This window comes from Chromobacterium amazonense (genome assembly GCF_001855565.1).
GTDB lineage: Bacteria > Pseudomonadota > Gammaproteobacteria > Burkholderiales > Chromobacteriaceae > Chromobacterium > Chromobacterium amazonense.
In genome coordinates this window covers 14,439-30,738 of the sequence record NZ_MKCR01000033.1, presented here as the reverse complement: position 1 = coordinate 30,738, position 16,300 = coordinate 14,439, and the positions used below count along the sequence as shown (strand labels likewise).

At 66.3% G+C, this 16,300-nt stretch carries 15 protein-coding genes; 9 read left to right on the top strand and 6 right to left on the bottom strand.

Annotated features, from left to right (window positions below):
- Window positions 1-19: 19 nt before the first annotated feature.
- Window positions 20-562: a hypoxanthine-guanine phosphoribosyltransferase gene (locus tag BI343_RS16985; RefSeq protein ID WP_043627907.1), complete on the top strand. Its 543-nt coding sequence runs from the start codon at window positions 20-22 to the stop codon at window positions 560-562.
- Window positions 563-679: 117 nt separating this feature from the next.
- Here the strand turns inward: BI343_RS16985 and BI343_RS16980 are convergent, their stop codons facing one another.
- The 6 genes from BI343_RS16980 to hemP are packed head-to-tail and all read right to left on the bottom strand — an operon-like array spanning window position 680 to window position 6,675.
- Window positions 680-1,444, bottom strand: coding sequence for an ABC transporter ATP-binding protein (locus BI343_RS16980; RefSeq protein WP_071110613.1), 765 nt, complete (start codon window positions 1,442-1,444; stop codon window positions 680-682).
- Window positions 1,437-2,396: a FecCD family ABC transporter permease gene (locus tag BI343_RS16975; RefSeq protein ID WP_244886685.1), complete on the bottom strand. Its 960-nt coding sequence runs from the start codon at window positions 2,394-2,396 to the stop codon at window positions 1,437-1,439. Before BI343_RS16975 ends, BI343_RS16980 begins: the two co-directional genes overlap by 8 nt.
- Window positions 2,393-3,184: a heme/hemin ABC transporter substrate-binding protein gene (locus BI343_RS16970; RefSeq protein ID WP_071110612.1), complete on the bottom strand. Its 792-nt coding sequence runs from the start codon at window positions 3,182-3,184 to the stop codon at window positions 2,393-2,395. Before BI343_RS16970 ends, BI343_RS16975 begins: the two co-directional genes overlap by 4 nt.
- On the bottom strand, window positions 3,174-4,208 hold the full coding sequence (locus tag BI343_RS16965; RefSeq protein WP_071110611.1) for a hemin-degrading factor: 1,035 nt from the start codon (window positions 4,206-4,208) through the stop codon (window positions 3,174-3,176). The genes BI343_RS16970 and BI343_RS16965 overlap by 11 nt, the downstream gene beginning before the upstream one ends.
- Before the next feature lie 30 nt (window positions 4,209-4,238).
- Complete coding sequence (locus BI343_RS16960) at window positions 4,239-6,446, bottom strand: TonB-dependent hemoglobin/transferrin/lactoferrin family receptor (protein WP_083341040.1); 2,208 nt, start codon at window positions 6,444-6,446, stop codon at window positions 4,239-4,241.
- A gap of 58 nt (window positions 6,447-6,504) precedes the next feature.
- Window positions 6,505-6,675 carry a hemin uptake protein HemP gene (hemP, locus tag BI343_RS16955; protein ID WP_071110610.1) on the bottom strand — a complete coding sequence of 57 codons (171 nt, stop codon included), beginning with the start codon at window positions 6,673-6,675 and terminating at the stop codon, window positions 6,505-6,507.
- Window positions 6,676-6,947: 272 nt separating this feature from the next.
- On the opposite strand from hemP, the gene BI343_RS16950 reads away from it, so the two are divergent.
- The 8 genes from BI343_RS16950 to BI343_RS16915 all read left to right on the top strand — a co-directional run bounded on the left by BI343_RS16950 (window position 6,948) and on the right by BI343_RS16915 (window position 16,257).
- Window positions 6,948-7,676: an S-methyl-5'-thioinosine phosphorylase gene (locus tag BI343_RS16950; RefSeq protein WP_071110609.1), complete on the top strand. Its 729-nt coding sequence runs from the start codon at window positions 6,948-6,950 to the stop codon at window positions 7,674-7,676.
- 340 nt (window positions 7,677-8,016) lie between these two features.
- Window positions 8,017-8,787, top strand: coding sequence for a glucose-1-phosphate cytidylyltransferase (rfbF, locus tag BI343_RS16945; protein WP_043622032.1), 771 nt, complete (start codon window positions 8,017-8,019; stop codon window positions 8,785-8,787).
- A complete protein-coding gene (gene rfbG, locus BI343_RS16940; RefSeq protein WP_071110788.1) occupies window positions 8,784-9,830 on the top strand; it encodes a CDP-glucose 4,6-dehydratase in 1,047 nt (348 codons plus the stop codon). Before rfbF ends, rfbG begins: the two co-directional genes overlap by 4 nt.
- 16 nt (window positions 9,831-9,846) lie before the next feature.
- A complete protein-coding gene (gene rfbH / locus BI343_RS16935; protein ID WP_071110608.1) occupies window positions 9,847-11,160 on the top strand; it encodes a lipopolysaccharide biosynthesis protein RfbH in 1,314 nt (437 codons plus the stop codon).
- Window positions 11,161-11,171: 11 nt separating this feature from the next.
- On the top strand, window positions 11,172-12,659 hold the full coding sequence (locus BI343_RS16930) for an N-acetylneuraminate synthase family protein (RefSeq protein ID WP_071110607.1): 1,488 nt from the start codon (window positions 11,172-11,174) through the stop codon (window positions 12,657-12,659).
- Window positions 12,660-12,661: 2 nt separating this feature from the next.
- The gene (locus BI343_RS16925; protein WP_071110606.1) at window positions 12,662-14,491 is read left to right on the top strand and encodes a thiamine pyrophosphate-binding protein; all 1,830 of its coding nucleotides are present in this window, start codon (window positions 12,662-12,664) and stop codon (window positions 14,489-14,491) included.
- A 3-nt stretch (window positions 14,492-14,494) separates the two neighbouring features.
- Window positions 14,495-15,646 carry a class I SAM-dependent methyltransferase gene (locus tag BI343_RS16920; protein ID WP_071110605.1) on the top strand — a complete coding sequence of 384 codons (1,152 nt, stop codon included), beginning with the start codon at window positions 14,495-14,497 and terminating at the stop codon, window positions 15,644-15,646.
- Between the two features lie 2 nt (window positions 15,647-15,648).
- On the top strand, window positions 15,649-16,257 hold the full coding sequence (locus tag BI343_RS16915) for an NUDIX domain-containing protein (RefSeq protein WP_071110604.1): 609 nt from the start codon (window positions 15,649-15,651) through the stop codon (window positions 16,255-16,257).
- Window positions 16,258-16,300: the final 43 nt, after the last annotated feature.

The following is a 16,300-nucleotide window of genomic DNA, read 5'->3' as shown; positions in this document are numbered from 1 at the left end:
GTTCTGTTAAGGAGTCATCATGCCTAATATTGCCGAAGCCCGTGGTCTGATCAACAGCTCGGATGTGCTGTTCAGCGCCGAAGAAGTCAGCGCCGCCGTCGACCGCATGGCGGTGGAAATCACCGAAAAACTCGGCGAGGAATACCCGCTGGTCTTGTCGGTGATGGGCGGCGCCGTGGTGTTCACCGGCCAGTTGTTGCCGCGCCTGGCCTTCCCGCTGGATTTCGACTACGTCCATGTATCGCGTTACGGCGACAAGACCCACGGCGGCGAGCTGGTGTGGAAGCAGGCGCCCAAGGAAGACGTGCGCGACCGCGTGGTGCTGGTGCTGGACGACATCCTGGACGAAGGCCACACCATGGCGGCGATCCGCGACAAGGTGATGGGCATGGGCGCCAAGGCATTCTATAGCGGCGTGTTCGCCAACAAGCTGATCAGCAAGGCCAAGCCGCTACAGGCCGATTTCGTCGGCCTGGACGTGCCGGACCGCTATGTGTTCGGCTACGGCATGGACGTGCGCGGCGCCTGGCGCAATCTGCCGGCGATCCATGCTCTGAAGTAATACAGCGCCATTCAGGCAACAGGCCGCTCCGGATAACCGGGGTGGCCTTTTTCATACTTTATCTTCGCCTTGAAAAAATAATGATTCGGTGGCGATGGCGTGCGGTTTCTTGCGGTTTCAGGCTGCCTGTTGCGGCGCGTGATGCTGCAGCCGCACCGGCCAGCGGTATACCGCCAGCAGCCGCTCCGGCGTCAGCGCCGCATGGGGTTCGCCTTCCGCCACCAGCCTGCCGTTGTCAAGCAGCGCCACCCGGTCCGCGTATTCGGCGGCCAGAGCCAGATCGTGCAGCACCTGGACTACGGCTTTGCCTTGCGCCGCCAGCTCGCGCAGCAAAAGTTGCAGCTTGTGCTGGTGGCGCAAATCCAGGTGATTGGTCGGCTCGTCCAGCAGCATCACCGGCGCTTGCTGCGCCAGCGCACGGGCGATGGCCGCGCGTTGCCGCTCGCCGCCGGACAATGAATCCAGCCGCGTCCCGCCGCGCGTTTCCAGCTCCACCGTCGCCAGCGCCTGCTCGACTGCCAGGCGGTCTGCCGCGGCAGGACGAGTGAAGGCACCGAGGAAGGGCATGCGGCCCAGCGCGACGAACTCGTTCACCGTCAACGGAATATCGGCTGGCAGATGCTGCGGCACCCAGGCGATGCGGCGCGCGCGCTGCAGCGCGTCCATCCGGGATACGCATTGGCCGTTCAAGCGCACTGCGCCATGCGTGGGCGCGGCCAGTCCAGCCAGCAGGCGCAACAGCGTGGTCTTGCCCGCGCCGTTCGGCCCGAGCAGGGCGCAGACGCGGCCGGCGGGCAGGTCGAGCCGGATGTCGCGCAGCAGTTCGCGGCCGGGGACCGCGTAGCCCAGCTCGCGCACTTTCAGGCTTAGGGTTTCAGGCATGGTTGGCGCTCCCTTGTTGGCGGCGGAACAGCCAGATGAAGAAAGGCGGGCCGGCGAAGGCCGCCATCAGGCCGACGGGCAAGTCCAGCGGCCAGGCGATGTTGCGCGCCAGCGTATCCACCGCCAGCAGGAACAGCGCGCCGGCCCAGGCCGACAGCAGGATCAGCTTGCGGCGGCAGCCGCCCACCAGCAGGGCCAGCGCATTGGGAATCATCATGCCGACAAAGCCAATGACGCCGGACAGCGCCACCGCGCCGCCTGTCGCCAGCGCGGCGCCGGCCGCCGCCAGACGGCGGGTGCGGATGGTGTTGATGCCCAAGGAACGGGCGGCTTCTTCGCCCAGCAGCAGGCAGTCCAGATCGCGGCCTATGGCGCACAGCAGGGCCACGCCCAGTCCGGCGATCAGCAGACAAGGCCACAGCCGGTCCGGCTGCGCAGCGCCCAGATTGCCGGCCAGCCAGCTGCTGGCGGCGCGCAGGGTCAGGTCGTCGGACAGGAACAGGATGAGGCTGGAGACGGCGCCGCAAAACGCGCCGACCACCAGCCCCATCAGCAGCAGCCCGGCCAAGCCGCCCTTTGCCAGCCGCGCCAGCAGCAGGATCAGCCAGGTGGCGGCCAGGCCGCCGCCGAAGGCCGCCAGCGGCAGCGAGAGGCCGGCCAGGCCCATCGCCAGCACGGCGATGACCGCCAGAGCGGCGCCGCCTGAGGTGCCGATCAAGCCGGGGTCGGCCAGCGGATTGCGGAACAGCGCCTGCAGGGCCGCACCGCTGGCGGCCAGGGCCGCGCCGACGCCCAGCGCGGCCACGATGCGCGGCAGGCGCAACTGGGCGACTAGGGGATCGGCCAGATCCGGCCAGGCCAAATGGCCCGCGGAACTCGACAAGGCCAGCCAGGGCAGGCCCAGGCTGGCGGCGATCAGGCCGGCCCACAGCCAACGGTGGGGCGCGTTCACATTTTCACCATCTGGTCGACCACGGCCGGGCTGCCCAAACCAATCAACATGCCTTGTTGCGGCGGCAGCTGATAGATGCGGCCCTGCTTGCCGGCCGGCGTGGCGGCGATTTCCGGCCGCTTGGCGAAAGCCTCCTTGCCGCCGTAAGCCGCAGCGGTATGGCTGCCCAGGATGATCACGTCCGGCTTCAGCGCCAGCCAGGCGTCGCGGTTCAGCGGTTTGAAGCCCGATAGGCCTGCCGCCGCGTTGACGCCGCCGGCGGCGCGGATCAGCGTGTCCGGCGCGGTGTCGCGGCCGGCCGCCAGCGTGCCGTCGTAGCTGACCAGGTAGCGCAGCGGACGGGCCGGGCGCGGCTGCATCGCGCGCTGCCAGTCGGCTGCCAGCTTGTCGGCGGCGGCGTCCCGTCCCAGCAGCTTGCCCACCTTGCGGATGGCCTCGGCGAAATCGCGGCCGTCCTCGCGCGGGCTGACTTCCTCGGCGCGCAGCTTCAGCTGTTTCAGCTGCGGCCACAGCGTCGGCGGCTGGGCCGCCGCGCTGCCCAGCACCAGGGTCGGTTTCAGGCCGGCGATGGTTTCAGCGTTCAGCGCGCGCGAAAAGCCCACCACCTGGGCATGGGCCAGCTCCGGCTCCTTGCTGCTGCGGTCGCGGCCCACCACCTGGCCGGCCGCGCCCAGGGCGACGACGATTTCGGCGATGTCCGGCGTCACCACCACCAGCCGCTCCGCCGCCAGGGCAGGCAGGGCGGATGCCGCCAACAACAAGCCGGCAAACCAGGATTTACGCGACATCGGCTTGCTCCAGCGTCGGCAGTTCGCCCAGTAGCTTCACCCATTCGGCGCGCTCGGCGCGGCCCGGTTTGCGCTCGCCGAAGAAGGTGGCCAGCGATTCGCCGGCCTCGTCGAACAGCTCCAGCGATGTCACCACGCCGGTGTCGCCCGGCTTGCGGGTGATCCAGGCTTCGGCGATCAGATCGGTGCGCAAATGCAGATTGAAGTTCGGGTCCAGCACATTCAGCCAGTCGCCCACCACCTGCACGTTGCGCACGGCGCCGGTATGGATCTGGATCATGCCGCGGTTGCCGGCGAACACCATGATGGGCGTTTCGGTGGCGGCGGCGCGGCGCAGCAGCTGCTCCACCGCGTCTTCCCGCACGCGCCAGGCCTGGCCCGGCGGCGCCAGACGGAAGCCCTGGCGGCGCGAGACCTGCCAGCGGCGCAGGAAGGCGTGGAAGTGATGCACGTCGTCCAGCGCCAGCCACTCGGCCTGGAAGCCGGCACGGTCTATGGCCTCGTCGGCCTGCTCCGGTTCGGCCGGCGCGACGGGTTCCAGCGCCAGCGCCGCCGCTGGCGCGGCGAAGCGCGCCACCAGGGCGTCGAAGGCGGCGACATCGCTGTCTTCGGTCAGATAGACCTTATGGACGGCTTCGCCGTGACGGTCGAAGAACTGCAGGCTGTGCTGGATGCCGCGCGGGGTTTCGCTCGACACGGCGAAGCCGTGGCGCCAGTGGAACAGGAACATGCGCAGGTCGATCACCGGATTGAGCGCCAGGCCCACCTTGCCTTCAAACGAGACATTGGCGTAGTCGCCCTTGGTCTCGTGGACGCAGGCGTGGTTGCGCGTCAGCGCCATCACGCGGCCCAGCGCGTGCAGTTCGCCCAGAATCTGCGGCCATTCGGGTTTGAGCGGCGTGGCGGCCGGGTCGGCGGCCACCAGCTCGCATTCGCTGACCTGCAGGGCGATGGCGGCGTCGCGGGCGCGCAGGCGCGGTTGGCTGGCTTTGAGCGACTGGTAGCGTTCCCATAGCTGGCTCATGAAATTCTCCTTGGAATGGTGTGATAAGGGTCAGAACTGGTACTCGACGCTGGCGCCGACATTGCGGCCCGGCTGGGTGTAGCGCTCCAGCGTGGCGTCGCCTGCGGCCAGGCTGCGCACATCGGCGGCTTTCCAGTACTTGCGGTCGAAGATGTTGAACACGCCGGCGCGCACCACGGTCTGCTTGGCGGGCTTCCAGTAAGCGGTCAGGTCCAGCGTGGCGTAACCAGGCGCTTCGAACGCTTGGCTCTGGGCGGACGGGTTCTGCAGCGAGGACACGGCTGGCACGCGGCTATTGCGCACAGCGGCGCGCAGCAGCGCCTCGCCGCCGAAGCGCGCCTGGTCGTAGCGCAGGCCCAGCACGGCGGAGAGCGGGGAAACAGAGGCCAGCGGCGTGTTGTCGTCCAGGTTCTCGCCATGGGCGTAGGCGATGGCGGCGTTGGTCTGCCAGCCTGGGGCGAAGCGCCAGCCGGCGCGGGCTTCGGCGCCCTTGATGTCGACGCGGCCGATGTTCTGATACTGGAAGGTCAGCAGGCCGCCCTGCATGCCCAGGCTTTGCTGCTCGATGAAATCGCGGTAGCGGTTGGCATAGGCGGTCAGGCCGAAGTCGAAACTGTCCCACTTGCCCTTGAGGCCGAGTTCAACGCCGCGGCTGGTTTCCGACTTCAAATTGGGATTGGCGATCACCTGATAGCCATAAGTGCGATTGACGAAGGCCATATTGGCGTCGTCGAACGGCGGCGCGCGGAAGCCGGACGACAGCTGGGCGAAGCCGGTGTAATGCTCGGCGAACGGGATGCTCAGGCCCAGCTTGGGCGAGAAGGCGCCGTCCTGGAACGATGGCACCGGCTGGCCGCCGCTATTGGCATAGGCCTGGTCCGGCTGGATGGTCATCTTGTAGTGGTCCCAGCGCAGCGATGGCGACAGGGCGATGCCGTTGCCGAACTTCATTTCGTCCTGGATGAACAGGCCGATGCGGTCGGACGTGCTGTCCGGGAAGGTCTTGCTGGGGAAGGTTTCGCCGCCGATGACATTGTTGCTCAAGCCGTTGGCTAGGTATTGCGTCTTCATCCGCGGCCGGCTGGTGTCGGTGCGGGACAGGTCGGCGCCCCACAGCAGCTGGTGTTCGGCCGACAGCGCGGCGAAACGGTGTTCGGCCTCCAGGCTCAGGCCGCGGATTGTCTGCTCGAAGCCGTAGTTGGAGGCGGTGCGGCTGCCGTTGCCGTATTGCTCCAGGCTGTCGTCGGCATTGTCGAGTTTCTGTTGGTACAGCTTGGCCGACAGGCGCTCGAACGGCCCCAGCGACTTGCCTTCCCAGCCCAGCGACACGCGGTCGCGCTGGATGCGGTCGGCGGCGGTTTGCGCTTGCAGCGCCGGCTTGAGGCGGCCGGAGCGGCGGTCGATGGAGGCCGGGTACAGCGTGTTCAGCAGATTGGTATCGGCATCGCGGCGGAAATGTTCCAGCGTCAATTCCAGCCTTTGCTGCGGCGCCAGCTTGTAGCCGAGCTTGGCCAGCACGTTGTCGCTGTGCCAATTCTGCGGGTTGGGCGTGGTGCGGGCGGTGCCGCTGCTGTCCTTGCTGCCTTGATTGTCGATTTCATGGCCGTTGCGGTGGGTGTAGATCAGCATGGCGTCGGCGCGCTCGCCCTTGACGCCCAGGGCAGCGCTGCCGCCCCAGCTGTTGTCGGCCGTCGAGCCGAATGTTTTGACGCTGCCGCCGACGCCGGTTTCCTCCGGCACAAAGTCGTCCACAGCCTTGGTGCGGTAGCCGATGACGCCGCCGATGGCATCCGAGCCGTACAGGCTGGAAGTGGGACCCTTGACGATATCGATGGCGCGCAGCGTTTCCAGTTCGACGAAGTCGCGGCCGGAGATCGCGCCGTTGCCGTTGCCGCCGCCGGCATAGGCTTCCGGCAGGCGTTCGCCGTCGATCAGCATCAGAATGCGGTTGCCGTCGATGCCGCGTATGGTCCAGCCGGCGTTGCCGCGGCGGTTGGGATCGGAGGCGACTTCCACGCCCGGCTCGTACTTGGCGGCGTCGGAGATGTCGCGGATCAGCCTGTCGTCCAGCTTGTGGCGCGAGATCACGCTGGCGTTGGGCGCGGTTTCCGCCAGCGGTTTTTCGGTGCGATGGGCCGTCACCTGGACGGTTTCCAGAGATTGCGGAAGCTCTTCCGCGAAAGCCGGCCAGGCGGCGGCCAGGCTCAGCATCAATGGGGTGGCGCGAAACAGGGCCATGGAAACTCCAATATTTTCGTCGTTTCCGCTGGCTGGCTGTAGGCTGGCTTGCGGGTTGCTATTTGATCAGTATCAGTTTGCCGTTGCGGGTGAGCTGCAAGCGGTACAGCTCGCCCTGATGCTCGATCAGGATTTCACGTCCGCCTCCAAACAGCAGGCGGCTGTGCAGCAGCGGCGTCGCCGGAGCGGAGCCGTTGCGAGTGGGGGCTTTGTCGTGGGCGGTATTCATTTGTTAATGATAACCATTATCGTTTAATTGAGCAAGGTCATGGCGAACGGCGGCTATTCCTGCTCTGTTGGCGGCTGGCTGCCTGGATTTGGGGACGCAGATCCAAGCGATGCGGCCAATCATGAGGATGCATTTTCCTGCTGATTTGTTGTCCCTTGCGGCGCGGATTCGGACATAATCAGAAAAAGCGGCTGGATAGCGCCGGACCGTCCGGCAGACTGGCGGCGCAGCCCATGGTGGGGCCGCTGAAAATGACAAAAGGGGGGACGGATATGTTGGCAATCATCGGGGGAAGCGGACTGGCCCAACTGCCGATACTGGAAGTGACACACCGCCAAGTGGTGCGCACCCCGTATGGCGACCCATCGTGCGCCTTGACCTACGGCAAGCTGGCCGGACAGAGCGTGGTGTTCATCGCCCGCCACGGCTATGGCCATTCGCTGGCGCCGCACGAAATCAATTACCGGGCCAATCTTTGGGCTTTGCATAATCAGGGCGCCAAGGGGGTCATCGCCATCGGCACCGTCGGCGGCATTCGCCCTGACATGGCGCCGGGGCGTTTAGTGGTGCCGCACGACATCATCGATTACACCTGGGGCCGCAAACATACCTATTTCGAGGGGCCGGAGCGGCCGGTGGTGCATACCGAGTTCACCTCGCCATATGACCATGCCCTGCGGCTGCGCTTGCGGGAGGCGATCAAGGCCACCGGCATCAGCGGCGTGCATGACGGCGTCTACGCCTGCACCCAGGGACCAAGGCTGGAAACTGCGGCGGAAATCCTCAAACTGGAACGCTGCGGCGCCGATATCGTGGGCATGACGGGCATGCCGGAAGCCGCCTTGGCCCGAGAGCTGGATCTGCCGTATGCCCATCTATGCCTGGTCAGCAACTGGGCGGCCGGCAAGGGCCGCCAGACGCAGGTGGAGTTCGATCCGGCGGTGGCAGCCAAGAGCGTGCAGGATTTGATGAATACCTTGCAGGCCTTTTTTGGCGATTGAGACGAGGCCCGGCGGTTTGCGTATGTCGCAACCCGCCGATTGCCTGTGTCTCCGGCTGTCGGTTTGCCATGCCTGTCGTAGGCGGTTCTGCCTGGCTGCTTGTTTTCCCGGTTGCGCATTTAGCGGGTATCGTTGCCGCGGGGAAAAGACTTCAAACCATCTCTCAAGTGCCGACGGCTTTTCGCCGATAAGAAATCAACAGGTTTCAGCGCCCAGTCGGTTGTTGCCTAACTGACGGGATGCGGACGATGCGTGTCGTATTGACGAATAGCCTGCTTGGCATTGGAATGGATTATTGAATTCATTTAAGATAAGCCAGGCGCAAAAAGAGAGACGATGTATGAAAGCCGTGATTTTGGCCGGTGGTCTTGGCACGCGCATCAGCGAAGAGTCCCATCTTCGTCCCAAGCCGATGATCGAGATCGGCGGCAAGCCCATCATCTGGCATATCCTGAAAATCTACTCCGCGCATGGCATCAATGATTTCATCATCTGCCTGGGCTACAAGGGATATGTGATCAAGGAATACTTCGCCAACTATTTCCTTCACACTTCCGACGTCACGCTGGATCTCAGCAATAACCAGATGTTTGTCCACGAGCGCCACGCCGAGCCTTGGCGCGTCACCCTGGTCGACACCGGGGAAAGCACGCAGACCGGCGGTCGCCTGGGGCGGGTGCGCCGGCATTTGGAGAACGAGCGGGATTTCTGCTTCACCTATGGCGACGGGGTCAGCGATATCGATATTACCGCCGCCATCGCTTATCACCGCAGCCAGAATGTCCAAGCCACCGTCACCGCGGTGCATCCGCCCGGGCGCTTCGGCGCGTTGGCCATCCGCGATGATCGAGTCGAATTTTTCAAGGAAAAGCCGCGCGGCGACGGCGGCATGATCAACGGCGGCTTCTTCGTGCTGAACCCGTCGGTGTTGGACCTGATAGACAGCGATGACTGCATCTGGGAGTCCGAGCCGCTGGAAACGCTGGCGGCGAGGGGGCAACTGGCGGCCTACGAGCACAATGGTTTCTGGCAGCCTATGGACACGCTGCGCGACAAGACTCTGCTCGAGGAGTTGTGGCAGAGCGGGGAGGCGCCGTGGAAGCGGTGGTGAATTCGGCCTTCTGGCGCGGGCGCAAGGTATTCCTGACCGGCCACACCGGCTTCAAGGGCGGTTGGCTCAGCCTGTGGCTGGCCGACATGGGAGCCGAGGTGCATGGTTACGCGTTGGCGCCGGAGCAGTCGCCGGCGCTGTTCGATGTCGCCGGCGTCGGCGGCCGCACCATGGGCATGTTGGCCGACATCCGCGACGCGGCGGCCCTGGCCGACGCTGTGCGCTCCTATCGCCCCTCCATCGTTTTCCATCTGGCCGCGCAGCCTCTGGTCCGGCACAGCTACGCCGATCCGCTGGGCACTTTCTCGACCAATGTGATGGGCACCGCCAACCTGCTGGACGCGGCGCGCCATTGTCCGGGCGTGGAGGCCGTGGTGGCCGTCACCACCGACAAGTGCTACGAAAACCATGAATGGCCGTGGGCCTACCGCGAGAGCGACGCGCTGGGCGGGCATGATCCGTACAGCAGCAGCAAGGCCTGCGCCGAGCTGGTGTGCGCCGCTTACCGGCGCTCCTATCCCGGCATGGCCCCCATCGCCACCGCCCGCGCCGGCAATGTGATAGGCGGCGGCGACTGGTCGGCCAACCGGCTGGTGCCCGACTTGCTGCAAGCCTTCTCCGAGAACCGCTCGCTGGCGATACGCAGCCCCGACGCCGTCCGTCCCTGGCAGCACGTGCTGGAGTCGCTGGCCGGTTACATGCTGCTGGCCGAGCGCCTGGCGCAGGGGCAGGATGATGCCGCGTCGGCCTGGAATTTCGGCCCCGCCGACGACAGCAATCGCCCGGTGTCCTGGATCGCCGACACGCTGGCCCGGCAATGGGGCGGCGACGCCCGCTGGCACCGCGACGGCGGCGACCATCCGCACGAGGCGCAGACCCTGCGGCTGGACAGCGCCAAGTCCCGCCAGCGGCTGGGCTGGTCGCCGCGCTGGAGCCTGGAGCAGGCCTTGTCGGCCACGCTGGACTGGCATCGCGCCTGGCTGCGCGGCGAGGACATGCAGGCCTTCACCTTAAAGCAGATCTCAGCCTATACGCGCGGCTGAGCAGAGAGAGCAAGACATGACTGACACAAGCCGAGAGGCCATTCTCGCCCTGGTGCGTCAATACGCCGAAGCGCGCCTGGCCCAGGCCGAATTCATTCCCGGCCAGACCGCCGTGCCGCCGTCCGGCAAGGTGGTGGGCGCCGCCGAAGTGGCGAATATGGTGGACGCCGCGCTGGACGCCTGGCTGACCACCGGCCGCTTCAACGCGTCCTTTGAAACCCGGCTGGGCGAATTCATCGGCCTGCCGCACGTGCTGACCGTCAATTCCGGCTCGTCGGCCAATCTGGTGGCTTTCACCGCGCTGACCTCGCCCAAGCTGGGCGAGCGCGCGATCAAACCCGGCGACGAAGTGATCACCGTGGCGGCGGGTTTCCCCACCACGGTCAATCCCATCATCCAGAACGGCGCGGTGCCGGTGTTCGTCGACGTGCAGCTGCCGACCTACAATATCGACGCCGATCTGCTGGAGGCCGCGCTGTCGCCGCGCACCAAGGCCATCATGATCGCCCACACGCTGGGCAACCCGTTCGATCTGGACAAGGTGGCCGCTTTCGCCCGCAAGCACGGCCTGTGGTTGGCGGAGGATTGCTGCGACGCGCTGGGCTCCACCTTCAAGGGCCAGAAAGTCGGCACCTTCGGCGACATCGGCACGCTCAGCTTCTATCCGGCCCACCACATCACTATGGGCGAGGGCGGCGCGGTGTTCACCCGCGACCCGCAGTTGCGGCTGATCATGGAGTCGGTGCGCGACTGGGGCCGCGACTGCTACTGCGCGCCGGGCAAGGACAATACCTGCGGCAAGCGCTTTGGATGGCAATTAGGTCAATTGCCCTGTGGCTATGACCACAAGTACACCTATTCCCACATGGGGTACAACCTGAAGATCAGCGACATGCAGGCGGCCTGCGGGCTGGCCCAGCTGGATCGGCTGGCGGGCTTCATCGAGGCGCGCAAGCAGAACTTCGCCTATTTGAGCGAGCGGCTGCAAAGCTGCGCCGAATTCCTGGTGCTGCCGCAGGCGACGCCGGGTTCGGACCCTTCCTGGTTCGGCTTCCCGCTGACGCTGAAGCCGGAGGCGCAGCTCAGCCGGGTCGACCTGCTGCACTACCTGGACCAGAACCGCATCGGCACCCGGCTGCTGTTCGCCGGCAACTTGACCCGGCAACCGTATATGCAGGGCCGGAACTACCGCTGCGCGACGCCGCTGCCGGTGACCGACCGCATCATGAACGACACCTTCTGGATCGGCCTCTATCCGGGCCTGAGCCGGGAGATGCTGGATTTCACCGTCGAGAAGCTGGAAACCTTCCTCGGCGCCAATTTCGACTAGAGAGGCCCATCATGAGCAAGCCGCTATTCATCTTCGAGATGGCCAACAACCACATGGGCAACGTCGAGCACGGCGTCGCGCTGATCCGCGCCATCCGCGAATCCTGCCAGGGCTTCGATTTCGACTTCGGCTTCAAGCTGCAGTACCGCAACCTGGACACCTTCATCCACTCCAGCTTCAAGGGCCGCGACGACGTCAAATACGTGAAGCGCTTCGAGGAAACCCGGCTGCAGCCGGAGCAGATGCAAAAGCTGGTGGCCGAGATGAAGGCCAACGGCTTCAAGGCGATCTGCACCCCGTTCGACGAGGAGTCGGTGGACCTGATCGAAGCGCACGGCATCGAGATCATCAAGATCGCCAGCTGCTCGTTCACCGACTGGCCGCTGCTGGAGCGCATCGCCCGCAGCGACAAGCCGGTGGTCGCCTCCACCGCCGGCGCGCGGCGCGAGGACATCGACAAGGTGGTCAGCTTCATGCTGCATCGCGGCAAGGACCTGACCATCATGCACTGCGTGGCCGAGTACCCGACGCCGGACGACCATCTGCACCTGGCGCGGATCAAGACGCTGCGCCAGCAGTACGCCGGCGTGCGCATCGGCTACTCCACCCATGAAGACCCGGACTTGATGGAGCCCATCATGCTGGCGGTCGCCCAGGGCGCGACGGTGTTCGAGAAGCATGTGGGCCTGCCCACCGACCAGTACGGCATCAACAACTACTCCGCCAATCCGGAGCAGGTCCGCCGCTGGCTGGCCGCCGCCGCGCGCGCGCTGGCGATGTTGGGCGATGGCGAGGACGACGCGGTGTCGGAGAGCGAACAGGCCAGCCTGCGCTCGCTGCGCCGCGGCGTGTTCGCCACCCGGCCGGTCGCGGCCGGCGAGGCGCTGACCGCCGACAACGTCAGCTTCGCCTTCCCGCCGGTGGAAGGCCAGCTGACCGCCAACGAATGGTCCAAATATGTCCGCTACACCGCCAAGACGCCGATCGCCGCCGACGCGCCCGTGATGGCCGCCGATCTGGAGCCGGTGAACCTGCGCGACAAGGTGCAAAAGGCGGTGGAGGCGGTGAAGGCCTTGTTCAAGCGCGGCAAGATCGTGGTGCCAGGCCGTTCCGAGCTGGAAATCTCCCACCATTACGGCATGGAGCATTTTCACGAATACGGCCTGACCATGGTGACCGTGGTCAACCGCGAGTACTGCAAGAAGCTGATCGTGATGCTGCCGGGCCAGACCCATCCGGAGCAGTACCACCATAAGAAGGAAGAAACCTTCATCGTACTCTATGGCGAGATGACCATCTGGCTGGACGACGAGGAGCGCCAGGCCCAGGCCGGCGACGTGATCACCGTGCAGCGCGGCGTGCGCCACCGCTTCCATTCGCGCAATGGCGTGGTGTTCGAGGAGATCTCGTCCACCCATTACGTCGACGATTCCTACTATACCGACGAGCGGATCAGCGCCAACCAGGACCGCAAGACCCGCCTGACCTACTGGATGTGAGCATGAGCGCAAAACTTGTCCGCCTGGCGGACTACGTGATGGATTTCCTGGCCGCGCGCGGCGTGCGCCACGTGTTTCTGCTGCCGGGCGGCGGCGCGATGCATCTGAACGACGCGCTGGCGCAGCAGCCCGACATCGCCGCCGTCCATTGCCACCACGAGCAGGCCTGCGGCATCGCCGCCGAGGCCTACGGCCGGCTGGCCGAGCGCACCGGCGTGGCCATGGTGACCACCGGCCCCGGCGCCACCAACATCCTGACGCCGGTGGCCGGCGCCTGGATCGAATCGCTGCCGCTGCTGGTGATTTCCGGCCAGGTGAAGCGCGCCGACCTGCTGCAGGGCAGCGGCCTGCGCCAGAAGGGCGTGCAGGAAGTGGATGTCGTGTCCATGGCCAAGCCGGTGACCAAGTACGCGGTCACCGTCATCGATCCGCAAGCCATCCGCCAGCATCTGGAGGAGGCGCTCTATCTGGCGCACAGCGGCCGTCCCGGCCCGGTGTGGCTGGACATCCCGCTGGACGTGCAGGCCGCGCCCATCGATCCGGCCACGCTGCCGGGCTGGCAACCGGAAGGCGAAACCACGCCGGCCAAGCAAGACTATGTCGCGGCCATCGCCGATCTGCTGAAGCAGGCCGAGCGGCCGCTGATCCTGGCCGGCCACGGCGTGCGCATTGCCGGCGGCGCCGACGCGCTGCGCCGGCTCAGCGAAACGCTGCAAGTGCCGGTGGCCGCCACCTGGAACGCGATGGACCTGATGCCGTGGGACAGCCCGCTGTGCGCCGGCCGTCCCGGCGTGGTGGCGCTGCGTCCCGGCAACTTCGCGGTGCAGAACTGCGACCTGTTGATCGCCATCGGCACCCGCCTCGACAACATCCTCACCGCCTACAACCCCAAGGGCTTCGCCCGCGCCGCGCGCAAGGTGGTGGTGGACGTCGACGCCGCCGAGATCGCCAAGCTTGACATGGAGATCGACCTGCCGCTGGCGATGGACGCCAAGGCCTGCCTGGAGGGCCTGCTGGCGGCCGTCGAGCGCCTGCCCAGGGCCAAGTGGCAGCCATGGCTGGACCGCTGTGCCGACTGGAAGCGCCGCTACCCGGTGCAGGACGGCGCGCCGTTCCCGACCTCCGGCCGGATCAGCCACTATCACTTCGTCGACGCGCTGTCCGACGCCGCGCCGGAAAACACGCTGATTTCCACCGGCAGCTCCGGCCTCGCCGTCGAGGTGTTCTACACCGTGTTCCGTAACAAGCCGGGCCAGCGCGTGTTCCTGACCTCGGGCCTGGGTTCGATGGGCTACGGCCTGCCGGCGGCGATAGGCGGCTGCCTGGGCAACGGTTCCAGTCCGATGATTGCGTTGGAAAGCGACGGCAGCCTGCAGCTGAACCTGCAGGAGCTGGCCACGCTGAAGGCGCTGCGACTGCCCATCCGCCTGTTCATCATGAACAACAACGGCTACGCCTCCATCCGCAATACCCAGCGCAATTATTTCGACAGCCGCTACATCGGCACCGGGCCCGAAGCCGGCGTGCTGATCCCGGACACGCTGGAGTTGGCCGAGGCCTACGGCCTGCCGGCCATCCGCATCGAGCGTGTGGAAGAGCTGGCCGAGGGGCTGGCCACCGTGATGGCCCACCCGGGACCGATCCTGTGCGACGTGCGGCTGAACGAGAACGAAACGCTGCAGCCAAAGGCCGCCGCGCTGCCGCAGCCGGACGGCTCCATGCTGTCGATGCCGCTGGAGGACATGTCGCCGCTGCTGCCGCTGGAGCAGCTGCGCGCGGAAATGCTGATCCCACTGCTGCCGGCGTCGGAAGCCGCCAAACGGGGCGTTTGAGCGATGGCCGCCGTCGACCATTGCCGCATCTGCGCGCAGCCTCTGTTTGATCAGCCCTTGCTGGTGCAGGACGACATGCCCGCCGCCGCCCAGGGGCTGCCGAGCGCCGAGCAGCTGCCCGGCGACCGCGGCGTCAGGCTTGCGCTGCGCCAATGCGGCGGCTGCGGCCTGGTGCAGCTGGATGCCGAGCCGGTGCCGTACTGGCGCGACGTGATCCGCGCCGCCGGCATTTCGCCGGAAATGCGCGATTTCCGGCTGGAGCAATTCGGCGGCTGGCTGGCCGAGCATGGCCTGACAGGCCGCAAGGTGCTGGAGGTGGGCTGCGGCCGCGGCGAGTATCTGTCCTTGCTGGCCGATGCTGGCGCCGACGCCTACGGCGTCGAGCATCTGCAGGCGTCGGTGGACGTCTGCCGCCAGGCAGGGCTGAGGGTGGAGCAGGGCTTTGTCGACAGCCCGGATGCGAGGCTGGCCGCCGGCCCGTTCGACGGCTTCATGATCCTGAACTTCCTCGAGCACATTCCTGCCGCCCATCGGACCTTGCAGGGCATCGCCGCCAACCTGGCCGACGGCGCCGTCGGCATGGTGGAGGTGCCCAACTTCGACATGATCATAGCGAAGGGCCTGTTCGCCGAGTTCATCCCGGACCACCTGTTCTACTTCACCGAGCGCACGCTGGCGCGGCTGCTGGAGGCCAACGGCTTCGAGGTGCTGGACTGCCGCGCCGCCTGGCACGACTACGTGCTGTCGGCCACGGTCAGGAAGCGCCGCCCGCAGGACCTGTCGGCGCTGGCCGCCTGCCAGGGCGCGCTGCGCGCGTCGTTCGAGGGCTTTCTGGACCGCTTCGAACCCGGCCGAGTGGCGATCTGGGGCGCGGGCCACCAGGCGCTGGCGCTGATCAGCCTGATGGGCATCGCCGGCCGCATCCGCTACGTGCTGGATTCCGCGCCGTTCAAGCAGGGCCGCTACACGCCGGCCACCCACTTGCCCATCGTGGCGCCGGCGCGGCTGGATGACGGCGAGGTGGACGCGGTCATCGTGCTGGCGGCCAGCTACAGCGCGGAAGTGGTGCGGCAGATCCGCGCCCGCCACGGCGAGCGCTTCTCCATCGCCGTGCTGGACGGCGATGCGCTGCGAACCCCGCCCTCGGAGGCCTGAGCATGCCGCGTCAGCCATTGGTTTCCCACGAGGCGGTGCTGCAGGCGATCGAGACCCTGCGCGCGGCGGTAGGATCGGCGCGCGACGGCCTGCCGGAAGAGGTGTTCCTGTTTGTCAGCAGCCTGACGCCCATGGTCAACGTCGATCTGCTGATTCGCGACGAGCAGGACCGCACGTTGCTGACCTGGCGGCATGATCGTTTCTACGGGCCGGGCTGGCATGTGCCGGGCGGCATCATACGCTTCAAGGAAAGCTCGGCCGAGCGCATAGCCGCGGTGGCGGCCAAGGAGCTCGGCGTTGAGGTTGGCTTCGACCCGCGCCCGCTATGCCAGCACGAGATGTTCAATCGCAGCCGCGATGTGCGTGGGCATTTCATTTCCCTGCTGCACGCGTGCCGCTTGCTGACGCCCTTGGACGAGGCGCGGCGCTTCGACCCGGAGGCTCCCCGCAATGGCGACTGGGCCTGGCATGACGGCGCTCCGGATAATTTGATTCGGGTACACGAGATCTATCGAGCTTTTCTTGATGGCCGGCAGACAGGCAGCCCGCTGCCCTCGGCTCAAGTTTCGCATGGGAATGCCGAAGATCATGTAAGAAACGCTCACATATAAAGCCAGAGGAAGAATTAATCTGGCATAGCCTCTCTGATACACT